This is a genomic window from Caulobacter sp. (genome assembly GCF_035254145.1).
Lineage (GTDB): Bacteria > Pseudomonadota > Alphaproteobacteria > Caulobacterales > Caulobacteraceae > Caulobacter.
Map to the genome: position 1 here is coordinate 1 of NZ_DATFAV010000129.1, position 17,754 is coordinate 17,754.

General features: G+C 68.2%; 20 protein-coding genes. 14 read left to right on the plus strand and 6 right to left on the minus strand.

Annotated features, from left to right (window positions below; all coding sequences use genetic code 11):
- The 4 genes from tldD to VJ655_RS07665 form a co-directional block, all read right to left on the minus strand.
- Window positions 1-1,401, minus strand: a 1,401-nt coding sequence (gene tldD, locus VJ655_RS07650) for a metalloprotease TldD (RefSeq protein WP_324110471.1), incomplete at its 3' end; no start/stop codon positions are given.
- Between the two features lie 55 nt (window positions 1,402-1,456).
- Window positions 1,457-2,272: a GIN domain-containing protein gene (locus tag VJ655_RS07655; protein WP_324110472.1), complete on the minus strand. Its 816-nt coding sequence runs from the start codon at window positions 2,270-2,272 to the stop codon at window positions 1,457-1,459.
- 18 nt (window positions 2,273-2,290) lie between these two features.
- On the minus strand, window positions 2,291-2,854 hold the full coding sequence (locus VJ655_RS07660; RefSeq protein ID WP_324110473.1) for a DUF1700 domain-containing protein: 564 nt from the start codon (window positions 2,852-2,854) through the stop codon (window positions 2,291-2,293).
- A complete protein-coding gene (locus VJ655_RS07665; protein ID WP_013077476.1) occupies window positions 2,851-3,177 on the minus strand; it encodes a PadR family transcriptional regulator in 327 nt (108 codons plus the stop codon). The genes VJ655_RS07660 and VJ655_RS07665 overlap by 4 nt, the downstream gene beginning before the upstream one ends.
- Window positions 3,178-3,541: 364 nt before the next feature.
- On the opposite strand from VJ655_RS07665, the gene coxB reads away from it, so the two are divergent.
- The 12 genes from coxB to VJ655_RS07725 all read left to right on the plus strand — a co-directional run bounded on the left by coxB (window position 3,542) and on the right by VJ655_RS07725 (window position 15,242).
- Window positions 3,542-4,471, plus strand: a complete 930-nt coding sequence (coxB, locus tag VJ655_RS07670; RefSeq protein WP_324110474.1) for a cytochrome c oxidase subunit II — start codon at window positions 3,542-3,544, stop codon at window positions 4,469-4,471.
- A 25-nt stretch (window positions 4,472-4,496) separates the two neighbouring features.
- Window positions 4,497-6,158, plus strand: a complete 1,662-nt coding sequence (gene ctaD / locus VJ655_RS07675; RefSeq protein ID WP_324110476.1) for a cytochrome c oxidase subunit I — start codon at window positions 4,497-4,499, stop codon at window positions 6,156-6,158.
- Between the two features lie 141 nt (window positions 6,159-6,299).
- Window positions 6,300-7,319, plus strand: a complete 1,020-nt coding sequence (locus VJ655_RS07680) for a heme o synthase (protein ID WP_324110477.1) — start codon at window positions 6,300-6,302, stop codon at window positions 7,317-7,319.
- Window positions 7,316-7,474, plus strand: coding sequence for a hypothetical protein (locus tag VJ655_RS07685; protein WP_324110478.1), 159 nt, complete (start codon window positions 7,316-7,318; stop codon window positions 7,472-7,474). The genes VJ655_RS07680 and VJ655_RS07685 overlap by 4 nt, the downstream gene beginning before the upstream one ends.
- On the plus strand, window positions 7,455-8,129 hold the full coding sequence (locus tag VJ655_RS07690) for a cytochrome c oxidase assembly protein (protein ID WP_324110479.1): 675 nt from the start codon (window positions 7,455-7,457) through the stop codon (window positions 8,127-8,129). The genes VJ655_RS07685 and VJ655_RS07690 overlap by 20 nt, the downstream gene beginning before the upstream one ends.
- Window positions 8,130-8,198: 69 nt before the next feature.
- Window positions 8,199-9,071, plus strand: a complete 873-nt coding sequence (locus VJ655_RS07695; RefSeq protein ID WP_324110480.1) for a cytochrome c oxidase subunit 3 — start codon at window positions 8,199-8,201, stop codon at window positions 9,069-9,071.
- 73 nt (window positions 9,072-9,144) lie between these two features.
- Entirely contained in the window at window positions 9,145-9,507 is a 363-nt protein-coding gene (locus VJ655_RS07700) for a DUF983 domain-containing protein (RefSeq protein ID WP_324110481.1), read from the plus strand.
- On the plus strand, window positions 9,500-10,204 hold the full coding sequence (locus tag VJ655_RS07705) for an SURF1 family protein (protein WP_324110482.1): 705 nt from the start codon (window positions 9,500-9,502) through the stop codon (window positions 10,202-10,204). The genes VJ655_RS07700 and VJ655_RS07705 overlap by 8 nt, the downstream gene beginning before the upstream one ends.
- On the plus strand, window positions 10,204-11,601 hold the full coding sequence (gene thrC / locus VJ655_RS07710; RefSeq protein WP_324110483.1) for a threonine synthase: 1,398 nt from the start codon (window positions 10,204-10,206) through the stop codon (window positions 11,599-11,601). The genes VJ655_RS07705 and thrC overlap by 1 nt, the downstream gene beginning before the upstream one ends.
- A gap of 46 nt (window positions 11,602-11,647) precedes the next feature.
- A complete protein-coding gene (locus tag VJ655_RS07715) occupies window positions 11,648-12,919 on the plus strand; it encodes a pitrilysin family protein (protein WP_324110484.1) in 1,272 nt (423 codons plus the stop codon).
- 46 nt (window positions 12,920-12,965) lie between these two features.
- The gene (locus tag VJ655_RS07720) at window positions 12,966-13,538 is read left to right on the plus strand and encodes a GNAT family protein (protein WP_324110485.1); all 573 of its coding nucleotides are present in this window, start codon (window positions 12,966-12,968) and stop codon (window positions 13,536-13,538) included.
- Between the two features lie 36 nt (window positions 13,539-13,574).
- The gene (locus VJ655_RS07725) at window positions 13,575-15,242 is read left to right on the plus strand and encodes a bifunctional diguanylate cyclase/phosphodiesterase (RefSeq protein WP_324110486.1); all 1,668 of its coding nucleotides are present in this window, start codon (window positions 13,575-13,577) and stop codon (window positions 15,240-15,242) included.
- Between the two features lie 134 nt (window positions 15,243-15,376).
- Here VJ655_RS07725 and VJ655_RS07730 read toward each other — a convergent pair whose 3' ends face one another.
- Window positions 15,377-15,964: a YqgE/AlgH family protein gene (locus VJ655_RS07730; protein WP_324110487.1), complete on the minus strand. Its 588-nt coding sequence runs from the start codon at window positions 15,962-15,964 to the stop codon at window positions 15,377-15,379.
- Window positions 15,965-16,116: 152 nt separating this feature from the next.
- Between VJ655_RS07730 and VJ655_RS07735 the strand changes: the two genes are divergently transcribed.
- A complete protein-coding gene (locus VJ655_RS07735) occupies window positions 16,117-16,599 on the plus strand; it encodes a peroxiredoxin (protein ID WP_324110488.1) in 483 nt (160 codons plus the stop codon).
- A gap of 40 nt (window positions 16,600-16,639) precedes the next feature.
- Here the strand turns inward: VJ655_RS07735 and VJ655_RS07740 are convergent, their stop codons facing one another.
- Complete coding sequence (locus tag VJ655_RS07740) at window positions 16,640-17,062, minus strand: MarR family winged helix-turn-helix transcriptional regulator (protein WP_324110489.1); 423 nt, start codon at window positions 17,060-17,062, stop codon at window positions 16,640-16,642.
- A gap of 149 nt (window positions 17,063-17,211) precedes the next feature.
- On the opposite strand from VJ655_RS07740, the gene VJ655_RS07745 reads away from it, so the two are divergent.
- Window positions 17,212-17,754: alpha/beta hydrolase (locus VJ655_RS07745; protein ID WP_324110490.1), on the plus strand; the 543-nt coding region annotated here is incomplete at its 3' end.

Here is a 17,754-nt window from a genome sequence, read left to right on the forward strand (position 1 = left end):
CTTCAGCGACGGTTGGCCCACGCCGACGGGCACGCCCTGGCCGGACTTGCCGCAGACGCCGATGCCCGGGTCGAAGTCGAAATCGTTGCCGATCATCGTCACCTTGGTGAGAGCGCTGGGGCCGTCGCCGATCAGGGTCGCGCCCTTCACCGGCGTCGTCACCTTGCCGTCCTCGATCAGGTAGGCCTCGGTGCACTGGAAGACGAACTTGCCGTTGGTGATGTCCACCTGGCCGCCGCCGAAATTGGCGCAGTAGAGGCCGCGCTTCATCGAGGCGATCATCTCCTGGGGATCGTCGTTTCCGGCCAGCATGCCGGTATTGGTCATCCGGGGCAGGGGCATGTGGGCGTAGGACTGGCGGCGACCGTTGCCGGTGGCCTTCATGCCCATCAGCCGCGCGCTCATCCGGTCGTGCATGTAGCCGACCAGGACGCCGTCCTCGATCAGGATGGTGCGTTCGGTGGGCGTGCCCTCGTCGTCGACGGTCAGCGACCCCCGGCGTCCGGCGATCGAGCCGTCGTCGAAGACGGTGACGCCCTTGGCCGCGACCCGTTCGCCGAGGCGGCCCGAGAAGGCGCTGATCCCCTTGCGGTTGAAATCGCCCTCCAGGCCATGGCCGACGGCCTCGTGCAGCAGCACCCCGTTCCAGCCGGGACCCAGGACCACGTCCATCTCGCCCGCCGGGCAGGCCACGGCGTCGAGGTTGACCAGAGCCCGGCGAAGGGCCTCGTCGACCTGGTCCTGCCACTTGTCGGGGCTGATCCAGGCGGCGAAGCCGGCGCGGCCGCCCGCCCCGGAATTTCCGGTCTCGCGACGGCCGTCCTTCTCGACGGTGACCTGGACATTGACCCGCACCAGGGGGCGCACGTCACGGATCAGGCGGCCGTCGGCGCGCAGGATCTCGACGATCCGCCGCTCGCCGGCCATCGAGGCCATCACCTGCACCACCCGCGGGTCGCGGGCGCGGGCGAAGGCGTCGATCTCCTGCAGCAGGGCGACCTTGTCGGAGAAGTCGGGCGAGGCGACGGGATTGTCCTCGCCATAGAGCTTGGCGTTGGTGGCGCGCGGACCTTCGGCGGCCACGCCGGCGTGGCCGCGCTTGGCCAGACTGGCCGAATCGGCGGCGCGGCGGATGGCGGCCTCGGAGATCTCGGCGGCATGGGCGTAGCCCGCGGTCTCGCCAGCCACCACGCGAAGGCCGAAACCTTCGCCGCTGTCGTAGGAGGCGCTCTTCAGGCGGCCGTCGTCGAAGACGAAGGACTCGCTCTCGGACCGTTCGAGGAACAGTTCGCCATCGTCGGCGCCCGCCACGGCCTCGCCCAGAACCTGGCGGGCGCGTTCGGGGTCGACGCCGGCGGCGTCCAGCAGGGACAGGGAAGAGGCGGGGAAGGGAGCGTTCATGACCTACAGGTAGGCCTTCCGAACGCGTCCGTCACCCCGCCCCTTTTGTCGCGGATCAGTACTCGCGGCGGATTTCGCCCGAGCCGGTGACTTCGCTGCTGACGGTCTTGGGCTCGGTGCGCAGCTCGACGTCGCCGCTGCCCGAGATCGCGATCTTGGCCTTGGTGGTGGCGAAGATCGCGCCGCCGCCGCTGCCGGAAACATCGACCGTGGCCTCCTTGGCCTTCAGGTCGGAGAGGTCGACGTGGCCCGAACCGGAGTTGTCGATCATGGCCAGATCCACGCGCCCCGCCGCCTCGACGTCGCCGCTGCCGCTGACATCGACCGAGAAGGTCGGATGATCGTAGCGGCGGATGTCCAGGTCGCCCGAGCCGCGCACGTCGAACCTGGTGACGTCGGGGGCGATGACCGTGATCTTCACCCGCTCGGAGTCGCTTTGGACATGCACGCCGAAGGCGTTGATCGTGACGCTGGCCTGGTCGCGCTCGTCGCCGTCGGCCAGCGCGATGCGACCGCCGTCGACGCGCAGCCGGTCCAGATAGGCCTTCGGGCCCGAGGCGACGATCTTGGCTTCCGGACCCTGGACGAAGACGACGTCGACCGGCAAGTCGATCTGCAGCTCGTCCTTGCCCGTCCAGGGGAAGGTGCGGTCGACGCTGGGGGCGACCGATCCGCCTTGCGCGGCGAGCCGGTGCTCGGTGCGGATCACCTTGCCGTTGTGGCGGATGACGACCGTCTCGTCTCCGTTCAGCGGAAAGGTCCAGCCGTTGTTCAGGATCTGCGGGCCGGCGATGACGGCCACCCCGGCGAAGCAGCCGACGGCGAGCGCGAAGCTGGCCCCGGCGACGATGAGCGTGTTGCGGATCAGCATGGTCCCCTCCTCTTCCGCTTAGGCTTGTTCGATGGCCGGCTTGAGCAGCCGGTAGTGGAGGCGGGCGTACCAGACGACCGCGTTGAAGACTCCGACGGTGACCAGGGTCAGCAGGGCTCCAAGGCAGGTGGCCAGGCCCATCAGGCCCAGGCCCGCCAGGAAGGCGGTGATCGGGCCGCCGGGCGGTCCGGTCAGGGGACCGGCCGCGAACACCACGCCCCCGGCGAAGAAGACCGCCACCACGGCGACCAGCACGCCGAACAGAGCCCCCAGCACGCCCATCAGCACGGGCAGCAGGACGATCACGTCCAGGGCGCCCAGGCCCAGGAGCGCGATGACCGCCGCCATGGCGTTGGAGGGGTTCTTGCGCTCCTCCCACTGCTTGAGGCCGGCCTCGGCGCGCAGTTCGCGGGCCAGGCGGTCGGGATCACCTAGGGCGGCGGCCACCTCGGCCTCGCTACGGCCCGCGGCCATGGCGTCGGCGAAGTGGGCCTCGTGGTCGGCGACGATGTCGGCGATCGTGGTGACCGGCAGGCCGGCCAGGCCGCGGCGCAGGCGGGTCATGAACTCGGCCCGGGTCATGCGGCGGCTCCCACGATGGCGTTGACGGCCTGCGAAAAGGCGACCCATTCGGTCTTCTGCTGTTCGAGGCTGCGGCGCCCCTCGGCCGTCAGGCGGTAGTATTTGCGCGGCGGACCGCTCTGGCTTTCGACCAGATAGGTCTCGACCAGCCCATCCGACTGCATGCGGCGCATCAGCGGATAGATCGTCCCTTCCCCCATATCGATGTCCCTCGTGAGCCGGCTGGCGATCTCGTAGGCGTAGCTGTCGGCGTGCGAGAGCAGGGCCAGCACGCACAGCGCCAGCACGCCTTTCTTCAATTGGATTTCAATGGCTTCGGGCACGATGTCCTCGCCTCCTTCGATGCTCCTACGTACCGCATGGTACTGAGTATCGCAAGGTACCTGTCCATGAACGATACGTAATGATGCGGAAATGGTCGGACGGGCGGGGAGCGGCTGATTTGGAGCGGATGGGGGCGCGCGCACGCCAAGACCACGCTCAGAGTGTGGTCTCCGGCGCTTGGCAACCGCTAGCGATGCGCGTATGCAGCCTCCGATCGGCCCTTTCAGGGGCGGGCTGCGCGTCGACGCGTGTCTTTTAAGACGCCGTCGCTCGCACGACCGCATCGCGGGGTCGTAATATGCAAGTCGGCGGGACGTGACATTGATCACCGTCAAATCGCTGGCGAAACGGGCCGTGAGGGAAATGAAGGCGCAATTTTCGGGGATTCGGCGGGTCTTGACGGGCGCCAGCGCGCTCGCCGCCAGTGTCGTTTTCGCGGGGCACGCCCTCGCTGAGGATCTGTTGGGCCAGCCGACGCCGGGGGCGATCGATCTGCAACCCGCCGCGTCGGAGCTGAAGCACCACGCGATCTGGTTCCACAACATGGTCCTGCTGCCGATCATCACGGCGATCACGCTGCTGGTGCTGGGCCTGCTGATCTGGATCATCGTTCGCTACAACAAGAAGGCGAACCCGGTTCCGGCCAAGTTCAGCCACAACACCACGGTCGAGGTCATCTGGACCCTGGTGCCGGTGCTGATCCTGATGGTCATCGCCATCTTCTCGTTCCGGCTGCTGTTCCACTACAACGACATGCCCAAGCCCTACATGACCGTGAAGGCCACGGGCTATCAGTGGTACTGGGGCTACGAATATCCCGACCAGAAGGTCAGCGAGATCGTGTCGCTGCCGCTCACCAAGGAGCAGGCCGACGCCAAGAAGGTCCCGTACCTGCTGGCCGCCGACAACGCGATGGTCGTGCCGGTGAACAAGGTCGTCCGCGTGCAGGTCACCGGCGCCGACGTGATCCACGCCTTCGCCCTGCCGGCCTTCGGCCTGAAGATCGACGCCATTCCCGGCCGCCTGAACGAAACCTGGTTCAAGGCCGAGAAGACCGGCGTGTTCTATGGCCAGTGCTCGGAACTGTGCGGTGTCGACCACTCGAACATGCCGATCGAGATCAAGGTCGTGACCCAGGCCCAGTTCGACGCGTGGGTGAAGTCGAAGACGGCGCCGCCGGCTCCGGCCGCCGCGCCCGCCGAGGCCGCTCCGGCCGCCGCGACTCCCGCCTCGGCTCCGGCCGCCGCTCCCGCTTCCGCTCCGGCCGCGGCGCCCGCCGCGCCGGCGGCCTAAGATACGATCGCAGGATAAAAGTCCGATGGCTCACGCCGCTGACATCGACCATCACGACGGCCACGACGCCGATCACAAGCCGCCCTTCTTCGCCCGCTGGTTCTTCTCCACGAACCACAAGGACATCGGCACGCTGTACATCCTGTTCGCCATCATGGCGGGCATCGTCGGCGGCGCCCTGTCGGGCCTGATCCGCTGGGAGCTGATGGAGCCGGGCATCCAGGTGTTCTCCGACACCGGACTGCTGGCCCAGCTGGGCGTCTTCAAGGGCAAGCACGGCTACAACGCCGTGGTCACCGCCCACGCCCTGATCATGATCTTCTTCATGGTCATGCCCGCCATGATCGGCGGCTTCGGCAACTGGTTCGTGCCGATCATGATCGGCGCGCCGGACATGGCCTTCCCGCGGATGAACAACATCTCGTTCTGGCTGCTGGTCGCGGCCTGGACGCTGCTGTGCGTCTCGCTGTTCGTGGACGGCGGCCCGGGCCACGGCTTCGGCGGCGGCTGGACGATCTATCCCCCGCTGTCGACGATCGGCCACAAGGGTCCGGCCATGGACCTGGCGATCCTGTCGCTCCACCTGGCCGGCGCTTCGTCGATCCTGGGCGCGATCAACTTCATCACCACGATCTTCAACATGCGCGCGCCGGGCATGACCCTGCACCGCATGCCGCTGTTCGCCTGGTCGGTGCTGATCACCGCCTTCCTGCTGCTGCTGTCGCTGCCCGTCCTGGCCGGCGCCATCACCATGCTGCTGACCGACCGCAACTTCGGCACCCACTTCTTCGACCCGGCCGCCGGCGGCGACCCCGTCATGTTCCAGCACCTGTTCTGGTTCTTCGGTCACCCGGAAGTGTACATCCTGATCCTGCCCGGGTTCGGCATCATCAGCCACATCGTCTCGACCTTCTCCAAGAAGCCGGTCTTCGGCTACCTGGCGATGGCCTACGCGATGGTCGCCATCGGCTTCGTCGGCTTCGTCGTGTGGGCGCACCACATGTACACGGTCGGCATGAGCATCAACCTGCGCGCCTACTTCGTGGCCGCCACGATGATCATCGCCGTCCCGACCGGCGTGAAGATCTTCAGCTGGATCGCCACGATGTGGGGCGGCTCGCTGGACTTCAAGACGCCGATGCTGTGGGCGATCGGCTTCATCTTCCTGTTCACGGTCGGCGGCGTCACGGGCGTCGTCCTGGCCAACGCCGGCATCGACTACAGCCTGCACGACACCTACTACGTGGTGGCTCACTTCCACTACGTGCTGTCGCTGGGCGCGGTGTTCGCCATCTTCGCGGGCTTCTACTACTGGTTCGAGAAGATGTGGGGCGTGAAGTACAACGAGTTCCTCGGCGCGGCCCACTTCTGGATCATGTTCGTCGGCGTGAACCTGGTGTTCTTCCCGCAGCACTTCCTGGGCCTGCAGGGCATGCCGCGTCGCTACATCGACTATCCGGAAGCCTTCGCGAAGTGGAACTACGTTTCCTCCGTCGGCTACATGGTCACCGTCGTTGGCGTGGGCGTGTTCTTCCTGGTGCTGATCGAGGCCGCGATTCGTCGCCGCCCGGCCGTCGCCAACCCGTGGGGCGAAGGCGCCACCACGCTGGAATGGACCCTGTCCTCGCCGCCGCCGTTCCACCAGTTCAGCGAACCGCCGGTGATCAAGGAAGACAGCCACCACTAGGCTGGCTGTCCTGACGAGACCAAGCGGGGGCGCGGTCGGGATCCATCGGGTCCGGGCCGCGCCCTTCGCCCATCGAGCGAGATCCTTCGCCGTTCGAGATACTTCGCCGTTCAAGCGAGATACAAAAGCACTCAAGTTCCCATGTCGAAGATCGCCGCCATGACCCCGGAGACCGCCTCGTCCAAGACCGTGGCGGACACTTCGCAAGCCGCTCGCTGGCAGGACTACTTCCAGCTGATGAAGCCGCGCGTCATGTCCCTGGTGGTGTTCACGGGGCTGACGGGCCTGCTGGCCGCGCGCGCGCCGATCCACCCCATCCTGGGCGCGGTGGCCGTGCTGTGCATCGCGATCGGGGCCGGCGCCTCGGGCGCGCTGAACATGTGGTACGACGCCGACATCGACCGGCAGATGCGCCGCACGCGCGGCCGACCCGTGCCCGCGGGCAAGGTCAAGGGCGAGGAGGCCGCCTCGCTCGGCGTGGTGCTTTCCCTGCTGTCGGTGATGTTCCTGGGCTTCGCCATCAACTGGTTCGCCGCCGGCCTGCTGGCCTTCACGATCGTCTTCTACGCCGTCGTCTACACGATGTGGCTCAAGCGCTGGACGGCGCAGAACATCGTCATCGGCGGCCTGGCCGGCGCCCTGCCGCCCGCCATCGGCTGGGCCGCGGCCACGGGGCATGCGCCGCTGAACGCCTGGCTGATGGTGGCGATCATCTTCTTCTGGACCCCGCCGCACTTCTGGGCGCTGTCGCTGTACGTCACCACCGACTACGCCAAGGCGGGCGTGCCGATGCTGCCGGTGGTCAAGGGCGCGCGCGAGACCCGCAAGCAGATCCTGATCTACAGCCTGATCCTGATCCCGGTCTGCCTGTCGCCGGTGCTGACGGGCCTGGGCGGTCCCTTCTACCTGGCCGTGGCGGCCCTGGGCGGGGCGGTGTTCCTGATCCTGGCAGGGCGGGTCTTCGCCAGCAAGGCCGGCGACGCCGCCGATCCGCGCGTGGCCGACCGGGCCCTCTATGACGTCACCGAGGACGAACGGGCAGCCGGGGCCAAGGCCGCGCGCAACCTGTTCGCCTTCTCGATCCTGTACCTTTTCGCCCTGTTCGCCGCCCTGCTGGGCGAGGCCGTGGCGGGCGTCCGCGCCCTGGAGCTCTTGAAGTGAACAAGTCGGTCGGCAAGGACGCGGAACAGCAAGCCGCCAAGAAGGCGCGCGACGGTCGCAACGTCGCCATCGGTCTGGGCTTGGCGGCGTTCGTCATCCTGGTGTTCGTGGTCACCCTGGTGAGGCTCACTGGCAATGTCCACCCGCACCCCTAAGCCGGCCTCCAAGCCGCCCAAGGCGCCGCTGACCGCGCAGCAGGCCATGGCCCGCCGCAACGGCCGGGTGGCGCTGATCTGCGCGGCGGCCTTCTTCGGCATGGTCGGCGCGGCCTACGCCGCCGTGCCGCTGTACAAGCTGTTCTGCCAGGTCACCGGCTTCGACGGCACCGTGCGCAAGGCCAAGGCCAAGCCGACGCGGATCCTGGACCGCAAGGTCACGATCCGTTTCGACGCCAACCTCCGCGACCTGCCCTGGCGCTTCGAGTCGCTGCAGGCCAGCCAGGACATCCGCATCGGCGAGACGGGCCTGGCCTTCTTCAAGGTCACCAATCCGACCGACAAGCCCCTGACGGGCCGGGCGCTCTATAACGTGGTGCCGGAATCGGCGGGGCCGTACTTCCAGAAGCTGGAATGCTTCTGCTTCTCGAGCCAGACGATCCAGCCCCACCAGACCGTGGAGTTCCCGGTCGTCTATTTCGTGGATCCCCAATTCGCGGACGATCCCGAGACCGTGGGCAAGAACGAGATCACGCTCAGCTACACGTTTTTCCCGGCCGTCGAGGACGGAAAGAACAAAAAGGGTCAAGTCGCCGCGGCGACGACGCCCCGCATCGTCGAACCTCTTGGCGGCGCACCGTCGAGAGGGCTATAGCGTTTAACAAGATCGCGGCGCGGGGGGACCAGCGACCGTGTTCAGAGGGATATAAGGGTTAGCAGCAACATGGCCGGCGCCGTCAAACACGACTACCACATCCTTCCGCCCAGCCCGTGGCCCTTCGTGGGCTCGGCCGCCGCGACCGTCATGGCCATCGGCCTGATCGGCTGGATCAAGGGCGGCGTCCTGGGCATCGAGAAGGGCAACTGGGCCATCTTCGCGGCCGGCATCGCCGGCGTGCTCTACACCATGTTCGGCTGGTGGTCGGACGTGGCCAAGGAAGCCAAGGCCGGCGACCACACCCCGGTCGTCTCGATCGGTCTGCGCTACGGCATGATCCTGTTCATCGCCTCGGAAGTGATGTTCTTCGTGGCGTGGTTCTGGATGTTCTTCGAGATGGCGCTGTTCCATCACCACCGCACGCTGTCGTCGATCGAGGAAGTCCGCACCGCCTGGGCCACCTGGCCGCCGGCCGGCGTCGAGACCGTCTCGCCCTGGCACCTGCCGCTGGTCAACACCCTGACCCTGCTGCTGTCGGGCACGACCGTGACCTGGGCGCACCACGCCCTGCAGGTCGGCGACCGCAAGGGCGCCAAGTGGGGCCTGATCCTGACCATCCTGCTGGGCGCGCTGTTCACGACCATCCAGGTCTATGAGTACAGCCACATCAACCACGAGCAGCTGTTCTACTCGGAAGCGGCCGTGAACTCGGGTCTCTACGGCTCGACCTTCTTCCTGGCCACCGGCTTCCACGGCTTCCACGTGTTCGTCGGCACGATCTTCCTGATCGTCTGCCTGATCCGCCTGATGAACGGCGCCTTCACGCCCAAGCAGCACTTCGGCTTCGAAGCGGCCGCCTGGTACTGGCACTTCGTGGATGTGGTCTGGCTGTTCCTGTTCGCCTTCATCTACGTGATCTTCGGGGCTTCGGCCCACTAGATCGGACACACCGATGGGGCCCGGAACGCCGACCAGCGTTCCGGGCCTTTTTCGTTTCAGGACCCTGACGACGATGACCAAGACCAATCCCTACGCCGCCGGCGCTCGCGGCCTCTGCCCCAACTGCGGCGAGGGCCATCTGTTCGAGGGCTTCCTGAAGGTGGCCCCGCGCTGCGAGGCGTGCGGCTTCGATCTGGGCAAGTACGAGACCGGCGACGGCGCGGCGACCTTCGTTATCCTGATCGCTGGCACGGTCTGCGCCTTCGGGGCGCTGTTTTCGATGTTCGCCTGGAACTGGCCGGTCTGGCTGCTGCTGGTCGTGTGGCTTCCCGCGGTTCTGGCGCTCACCATGGGCCTGATGCGACCGGCCAAGGGGCTGATGGTCGCCGCCCAGGTGGCGCAGAAGGCCTCCGAAGCCGGCCGTGACCATGTCTGATCCCGCTTCGCCGGAAAGGAATGGCTCCGGGAAGGCGCGCTTCCCGATCGGCCTGACGATCGCCACGGCGATCGCGTTCGCCATCCTCTGCGGCCTGGGCGCCTGGCAGGTCCAGCGCCTGCATTGGAAACAAGGGATCCTGGCGCGGATCGAGGCCCTCAAGACCGCGCCGGCCATGCCTTTGGTCCAGGTGCTGACCGCCGACGCCCGCACCGAGGACCTGGCCTGGACCCGCGTGAGCGTCGACTGCGGCGACGTCGCTGGCTCGCCCCTGCCGCTGGTCTACGGCGTTCGCGACGGCGACGTGGTCTGGCGCGCCCAGGCCCCCTGCGCCGTCCTGGCCGGCCCCTACAACATGATCCTGGTGGATCGCGGTCTGATCCCGGCCCTGACCGGCCAGGTCGCGCCGCTGCCCCGGTCCTTCGACGCCCCCAGGCATGTCGTCGGCGTGCTGACCCCGATCGCCCAGCTGGGCGGCGACCGCGCCAAGGTTCTGGACCGCTTCCCGGGCCGCAAGCCCGCGCCGCTGGTGCTGATGGCCGAGCAGGAGACGCCCGCGCCCGCCGGGATCACGCCCGCGCCGCTGCCGGCAGAAATTTCCAATCGACACCTGGAATACGCCCTGACGTGGTTCGGTCTTGCCGTAACCCTGCTGTTTATCTATGCCGCCATGCTCTGGCGGAGAGTGAGACCCTGATGCGCTACGTGTCGACCCGCGGCCAGTCCGCGTCCATCGGCTTCCTGGATGCGGTGCTGGCCGGCCTGGCCCCCGACGGCGGCCTGTACGTGCCCTCCGAATGGCCCAGCTTCACGGCCAAGGAGATCGCCGCGTTCGCGGGCAAGCCCTATGCCGAGGTGGCCGCCGCCGTGGTCGGCAAGTTCGTCGGCGACGACATTCCGGCCGACGATCTGTTGGCGATGTGCGAGGAGGCCTACGCCACCTTCGCCCACACCGCCGTCGTTCCCCTGAAACAGCTGGCGCCCAATCGCTTCCTGCTGGAGCTGTTCCACGGCCCGACCCTGGCCTTCAAAGATGTCGCGATGCAGCTGCTGGGCCGGCTCTACGACTACGTGCTCGAGCGCCAGTCGCGGAAGATGACGATCATCTGCGCCACCTCGGGCGACACCGGCGGCGCGGCCGTCGAGGCCTTCCGCGGTCGCAAGAACGCCCGCATCGTCGCGCTCTTCCCCGAGGGGCGGATCAGCGAGGTGCAGCGCCGGTTCATGACCACGGCCACCGACGCCAACGTCGCCTGCGTCTCGATCCTGGGCTCGTTCGACGACTGCCAGGCGATCGTCAAGTCGGCCTTCCAGGACGATCAGTTCCGCCACGGGGTCGACCTGTCGGGCGTCAACTCGATCAACTGGGCGCGGATCGCGGCCCAGAGCGTCTACTACTTCACCGCCGCCGTCGCCCTGGGCGCGCCGGCCCGCGAGGTGGCGTTCGTGGTGCCGACCGGCAATTTCGGTGACGCCTACGCCGCCTTCGTCGCCAAGACGCTGGGCCTGCCGATCCACTCGATCACGGCGGCCACCAACGCCAACGACATCCTGGCCCGCGCCTTCGAGGACGGCCGCTACGCCCGCGGGGCCGTGGCCGCCACCCAGAGCCCGGCCATGGACATCCAGGTCGCCAGCAATTTCGAGCGCCTCTATTTCGAGGCCGTGCGCCGCGATGGCGTCGAGACCGACCGCGCCTTCCGCGCCTTCGCCGACACGGGTCTGCTGGACATCCCGCCCGCCGCCCATGCCTGGATGCGCGAGCTGTTCCGCGGCGTCTCGATCAGCGAGGCCGACACCGCCAAGACCATGCTGGCGACGCTGAACGAGACCGGCGAGATTGTCGATCCGCACACCGCCGTCGGCCTGGCGGCGGCGCGCGGCGTCGACATCAAGCCGTCGATCCCGGTCGTGGTGCTCTCGACCGCTCACCCGGCCAAGTTCCCCGAGGCGGTGCAGGCCGCCACCGGCGCGCCGCCGATCACGCCGCGCGCCACGCCTGACCTTTCCAAGAAGCCGGAAAAGTTCGAGCGCCTGCCGGCCGACGGGGCGGCGGTGAAGGCGTTTGTCCGCACCTTCGCGGCCAATACCTGAGCCGAAGCTGGCGTTTAGGGGCGCGAAGCCCTAGATAGCGCCCCTCATGACCGCTTCCCTCCGCATCCTGCCCAACGGCGTCCGTGTCATCTGCGACCCGATGCCGGGGCTAGAGACCCTGGCCCTCAGCGTGGTGGCGGGGCGCGGCGCGGCCTACGAGGATCCCGCTCGCTCGGGGTGGTCGCACCTCCTGGAGCACATGGTGTTCAAGGGCGCGGGCGCGCGCTCGGCCCGCGAGATCGTCGAGGTGATCGAGAGTGGCGGCGGCTCGATCAACGCCGCCACCGGCTATGAGCGCACCAGCTTCCAGGTCCGGGCGCTGAAGGGCGGTCTTGATCTTGGCATGGACGTCATCGCCGATCTCGTCCGCCGCCCGACCCTGGATCCGGCGGATCTGACGCGCGAGAAGCAGGTCGTCGCCCAGGAGATCGCCGAGGCCGCCGACGCGCCCGACGACTACGTCTTCGACCTGATCCAGAAGGCCAGCTGGGGCGACCACCCCGTGGGCCGTCCGATCCTGGGCCGCGACGAGACCGTCGAGGCCGCCACCGTCGATGCTCTGTCGGACTGGCGCGCGCAGCTCTACGCCGCCGACCGACTGGTGGTCAGCGCCACCGGCGCCGTCGACGAGGCCGAGCTGATGGCCGCCGCCGAGCGGGCGTTCGGCGACCTGCCGGCGACACCGGGCGCGCCTGTTCCGCCGGCCGCCGCCTTCGTGGGCGGCCCCCAGGCGGAGGCGCGCAAGCTGGAGCAGAGCCACCTGGTGTTCATGCTGCCGGCCTGCGGCTCGCGCGACCGGGACTATTTCGCCCTGCGGATCTTCGCCGAGGTCCTGGGCGGGGGCATGTCCTCGCGCCTGTTCCAGGAAGCGCGCGAGAAGCGGGGTCTGGCCTACAACATCGACGCCTACGCCGACACCTACGCCGACCATGGCGCTCTGGGGATCTATGCCGGCTGCGCGCCCGCCGACGCGGTCGAGACCGCCAAGGTCTGCGCGGCCGAGCTGGCCAAGCTGGTCGCGCGCATCGAAGACGCCGAACTGGCCCGCGCCAAGGCTCAGCTGAAGGCCCACATGTTCATGGCGCGCGAGCAACCGCTGTCGCGCGCCGAGCAGGGCGCCGGCCAGATCCTGCTGTTCGACCGTCTCTATCCGCCGGCCGAGCTGGCGGCCGAGGTCGAGGCGGTCACCGCCGCCGACGTGACGCGGCTGGGCCAGCGGCTGCTGGCCGGCGCGCGCGCCGCTTCGGCGGTGCTGGGGGCCAAGACCTCGCTGAAGGCGGGCGAGGCGTTCGACAAGACGTTGTTCTCGGCGGCGTGACGTCGGAAGGTGCGGCCGTGATCGATTTTCAGCCGTCCGTACGCTCGTGTTGCCGTCTTTCCTGAAGCCCCGTCCGACGCCACGGCTGCAAGGCCGTGAGGTCTATCTGCGACCGCCCCGGCCGGGCGACCATCGCGCCTGGGCCGCCTTGCGCGCGCGGTCGCGGTCGTTCCTGGAGCCGTGGGAGCCGACCTGGCCCGACCATGACCTGACCCGAGCGGCGTTCCGGGCCCGGCTCGCGGCCTATGCGCGCGAACTGGACCTCGACGAGGCCTATCCGTTCTTCGTCTTTCGCCGCGAGGACGACACCCTGGTCGGCGGGGTCCGTCTGTTCCACGTGCGGCGCGGCGTCGCGCAGACGGGGGCGATCGGCTACTGGGTCGGCGAATCGTTCGCGCGCAAGGGCCACATGGCCGACGCCGTGGAGACTCTGATCCGCTTCGCCTTTCAGGGGTTGGGCCTTCATCGTCTGGAGGCGGCGTGCATGCCCGAGAACGCCGCTTCGGCCGCGCTCTTGCTGAAATGCGGCTTTTCCGAGGAGGGTTACGCCCGCGCTTATTTGAAAATTAACGGCGATTGGCGAGATCATCGTCTGTTCGGCCTGGTGGCGCCCGAGTGAGTGCGGGGCGTCGCGGCTGGCGCGATTGGGACGGGTATGTCTTTTCGGACAGGTGAGCGACGGATCTGGGATACGACCGCCACGCTTGAAGCGTTGGGCGGCGCCGACGTCGCCCTGTGGATCTGGGAGCCCGAAGCCGACCGCCTGCGCCTGAACGGATCCACCCGGGCGCTGGGCCTTGGCCCGCTGGCGCCGGAATGTTCGTCCGCCGCCTTCCGCGCCCTGGCCCTGCCGCAGGACCGCGGACAGGCCGAAGAAGTCCTCAAGGTCCGCGAGCCCGGTCGCCCCGTCGTCGCCCGCTTCCGCGTGCGCGGCGGCGAGGTCTGCCTGTGGCGTGGCGTCTGGCTCGAGGACGGCGTGCGCGCGGCCGGCGTGGTCGCCGCCGAGACCAAGTTCTCCGCCTCCGAGCGTTGCGACCTGACCGGTCTTCTGGATCGTCGCAGTTTCATCGCGCGCGCTCGCGAGCGGCTGACCCAACCCGGGGTGCACGAACTGGTGGTCGCCGACCTCGATCGCCTGCGCCGCCTGAACGAGGCGCTGGGCCACGATCGCGCCGACCTGGTTCTGGCCGCGCTGGGCTCGCGCCTGGTCGCGGCCTTCCCGTCCGACACCCTGCTGGGCCGCATCGGCGAGGACGAGTTCGCGGTTCTGTGCACGCCGGAGGGCTATGAGCCGGCCGAGATGCTGCGCGTGGCGCTGGAGCAGCCGCTGCGCATCGCCGGCTTCGACATTCACCCGACCCTGTCGGTCGGCGCCGTCTCGGCCGAGGGCGGGATGGACGCGCCCGACGCGGCCGAACTGCTGCGCCGCGCCGAGCTGGCCGTCGAGGCCGCCGCCGCCGCCGGCCGTGGCGGGGCCGCCGCCTATGGCCGCTCGATGGAGACCGACGGCCTGTCGCGCCTGGCGCTGGAGGCCGACCTGCGCGGCGCCATCGGCCGTGGCGAGATCATCCCCTACTTCCAGCCCGTGGTGCGCCTGTCGACCGGCGCGCTGTCGGGCTTCGAGGCCCTGGCCCGCTGGATCCATCCGCGCCGGGGCATGCTGCCGCCCGACGAGTTCCTGCCGCTGATCGAGGAAATGGGGCTGATGAGCGAGCTGGGCGCGCACATGATGCACGCCGCCGCCCAGCAGCTGTCGATCTGGCGCGACTGCCATCCGGCCATGGGCGCCCTGACCGTCAGCGTCAATCTCTCCACCGGCGAGATCGACCGGCCCGGCCTGGTGAACGACGTCGCCGAGACCTTGCGGGCCAACCGGCTGCCGCGCGGCGCCCTGAAGCTGGAAGTCACCGAGAGCGACATCATGCGCGACCCCGAGCGGGCGGCCATGGTGCTGAAGACCCTGCGCGAGGCGGGCGCGGGCCTGGCCCTGGACGACTTCGGCACCGGCTTCTCGTCGCTGTCCTATCTGACCCGCCTGCCGTTCGACACGCTGAAGATCGACCGCTACTTCGTGCGAACCATGGGCGCCAACGCCGGCTCGGCCAAGATCGTCCGCTCGGTCGTCAAGCTGGGCCAGGACCTGGACCTGGAAGTCGTCGCCGAAGGCGTCGAGAACGCCGAGATGGCCCGCGCGCTGCAAGGCCTGGGCTGCGACTACGGCCAGGGTTTCGGCTACGCCCCGGCCCTGTCGCCGCAGGAGGCCGAGGTCTATCTGAACGAAGCCTATGTCGACGGCGCCGCGCCGGTGAAGGCGCGGGGATAAGGCCTTCAAAATCCTCCCCCTGGCGGGGGAGGTGGTCGCGAAGCGACCGGAGGGGGAAGTCTTGCCGACCTTGCTTCTTCCCTCTCCGTCGGCTGCGCCGACACCTCTCCCTTGGGGAGAGGATTTTCTCTTCTCTAAGCCCGTCCGGCCGTCGCCGACAGGTGATCGGCCGTGATCCCCAGCTTGGCCAGGGCGCGCGTCCACTTGTGCTCGTGGTCCTCTCCGAACAGCAGGCCCTCGTCGGCGTCGCAGATCAGCCAGGTGTTGTCGCGAAGCTCCTGCTCCAGCTGGCCTGGGCCCCAGCCGGCGTAGCCTAGAGCCAGGATCGCCTTGCGCGGCCGGCGCATGGGATTGGCCATGGCGTCGAGCACGTCCCGCGTGGCGGTCAGGCTGAGCCCGTCGGCGATCGGCAGGCTGGAGTCGGGCGAATGGAAATCGTCGGTGTGCAGGACGAAGCCGCGTTCGCGCTCGATCGGGCCGCCCAGCAGGACCAGGTCCTTCGGCGCCTGGATCTCGGACTTCACGCCAAGGCGCTCCAGCAGTTCGGAAACCGTCAGGCCGTCCACGGGCCGATTGACGGCCAGACCCATGGCCTGTTCCTCGTCGTGGGCGCACAGATAGAGCACCGCCCGCTCGAAACGCGGGTCCTCGATGCCCGGCATGGCCACCAGGAGCCGTCCGGTCAGGAACTCGCCATCGTCGTCGTCGATCATGCTGGCCATACGCGAAGCATTGGCTCTCCGTGTGACGCTTTCAAGTCTTGGACGTTCGAAACCGTCTTCGCCGCCCCACGTTCCTGCACGGCGCCTTGGCGACCGACCGCCGGGGGGATATCTCCAGACATCCATAACGAACCAACAGAGGAACAAGGCCCATGGCGATCAAGGTTGGCGACACGCTGCCGGCGGCGACTTTCATGACCAGCACGGCCGAAGGGCCGGTGCCGATCACCACCGACGACATTTTCAAGGGCAAGACCGTCGCGCTGTTCGCGGTGCCCGGGGCCTTCACCCCGACCTGCTCGGCCAAGCACCTGCCGGGCTTCAAGGAGAAGGCCGCCGAACTCAAGGCCAAGGGCGTCGACGCGATCGCCTGCGTGTCGGTCAACGACGTCTTCGTGATGAAGGCCTGGGGCAAGGATCAAGGCATCAGCGACGAAGTGCTGCTGCTGGCCGACGGCAACGGCGATTTCACCCGGGCCATCGGCCTGGATTTCGACGGCAGCAAGTTCGGCATGGGACCGCGCTCGCAGCGCTACTCCCTGATCGCCAAGGACGGCGTGGTCACCCAGCTGAACGTCGAAGAGGCCGGCCAATTCAAGGTTTCGTCGGCCGAGTACCTGCTGGAACAGCTGTAAGGGCTGGTCTGACACCGAAGCCCTCCCCTGACGGGGAGGGCTATCCCCCGACAATCCTCTCGCGCAGCGCCTGGACCTGCCTGTTCAGCGCCTCGAGCGCTTCACCGTCCATGCCCGAGCGCTCCATCAGCAGATCGCCAAGGCAGACCGAACGCTCCAGCAGGGCTTGACCCGCCGGCGTCATCGTCACCTCGACCTTGCGTTCGTCCTCGCGGCCACGCCGGCGCTCGACGAGGCCCGCGGCCTCCAGGCGCTTGACGAGGGGCGTCACCGTGCTGGATTCCAGGTCCAGTCGCGCCGCGACCCCGCCGATGGTCTGGCTGCCGTTCTCGCCCAGCACGCTCAGCACCAGATACTGCGGATAGGTCAGGCCCAGCTGGTCCAGCAGGGGCTTGTAGGCCCGCGTGATCGCCATGCTCGTCGCGTACAGGGTGAAGCAGATCTGCTGATCCAAGGGGCGCATCGGCGGCGTCTCCGTTTGTCACTGAACCTTGATTACCACGAAAAATGATATCGCGATAAAGAAATTCGTGGACATGGCCCGACTTCGGGTTTAAGTCACATCTCGTTATCGCGATAACGATTATCGCGAACATCAAATGAGGGATGATCATGAGCCAGTCGAACCAAGCTTCCCGCCGCGGCGTGATGACCGCCGGCTTCGGACTCGCCGCCGCCCTGCCGCTGGCCGCCCAAGCTGCTACTGCCCAAGCCGCTACAGCCCAGGCCCCCCATGGTCACGGCCACGCCGCCGCCCATGTCGCCGGCCGCGCCCAGAGCGGCTTCGTCGCCACCCAGGACGGCGTCCAGATCTTCTACAAGGACTGGGGTCCCAAGGACGCCCAACCGGTCGTGTTCCACCATGGCTGGCCGTTGTCGGCCGACGACTGGGACGCTCAGATGATGTTCTTCCTGGGCAAGGGCTATCGCGTCATCGCCCATGACCGTCGTGGCCACGGCCGCTCGACCCAGACCGACACCGGCAACGAGATGGACACCTACGCCGCCGACGTCATCGCCCTGGCCGACCATCTGGACCTGAAGAACGCCATCCACGTCGGCCACTCGACCGGCGGCGGCGAGGCGATCCACTACGCCGCCCGCGCCAAGCCCGGCCGCGTGGCCAAGGTCGTGCTGATCGGCGCGGTGCCCCCG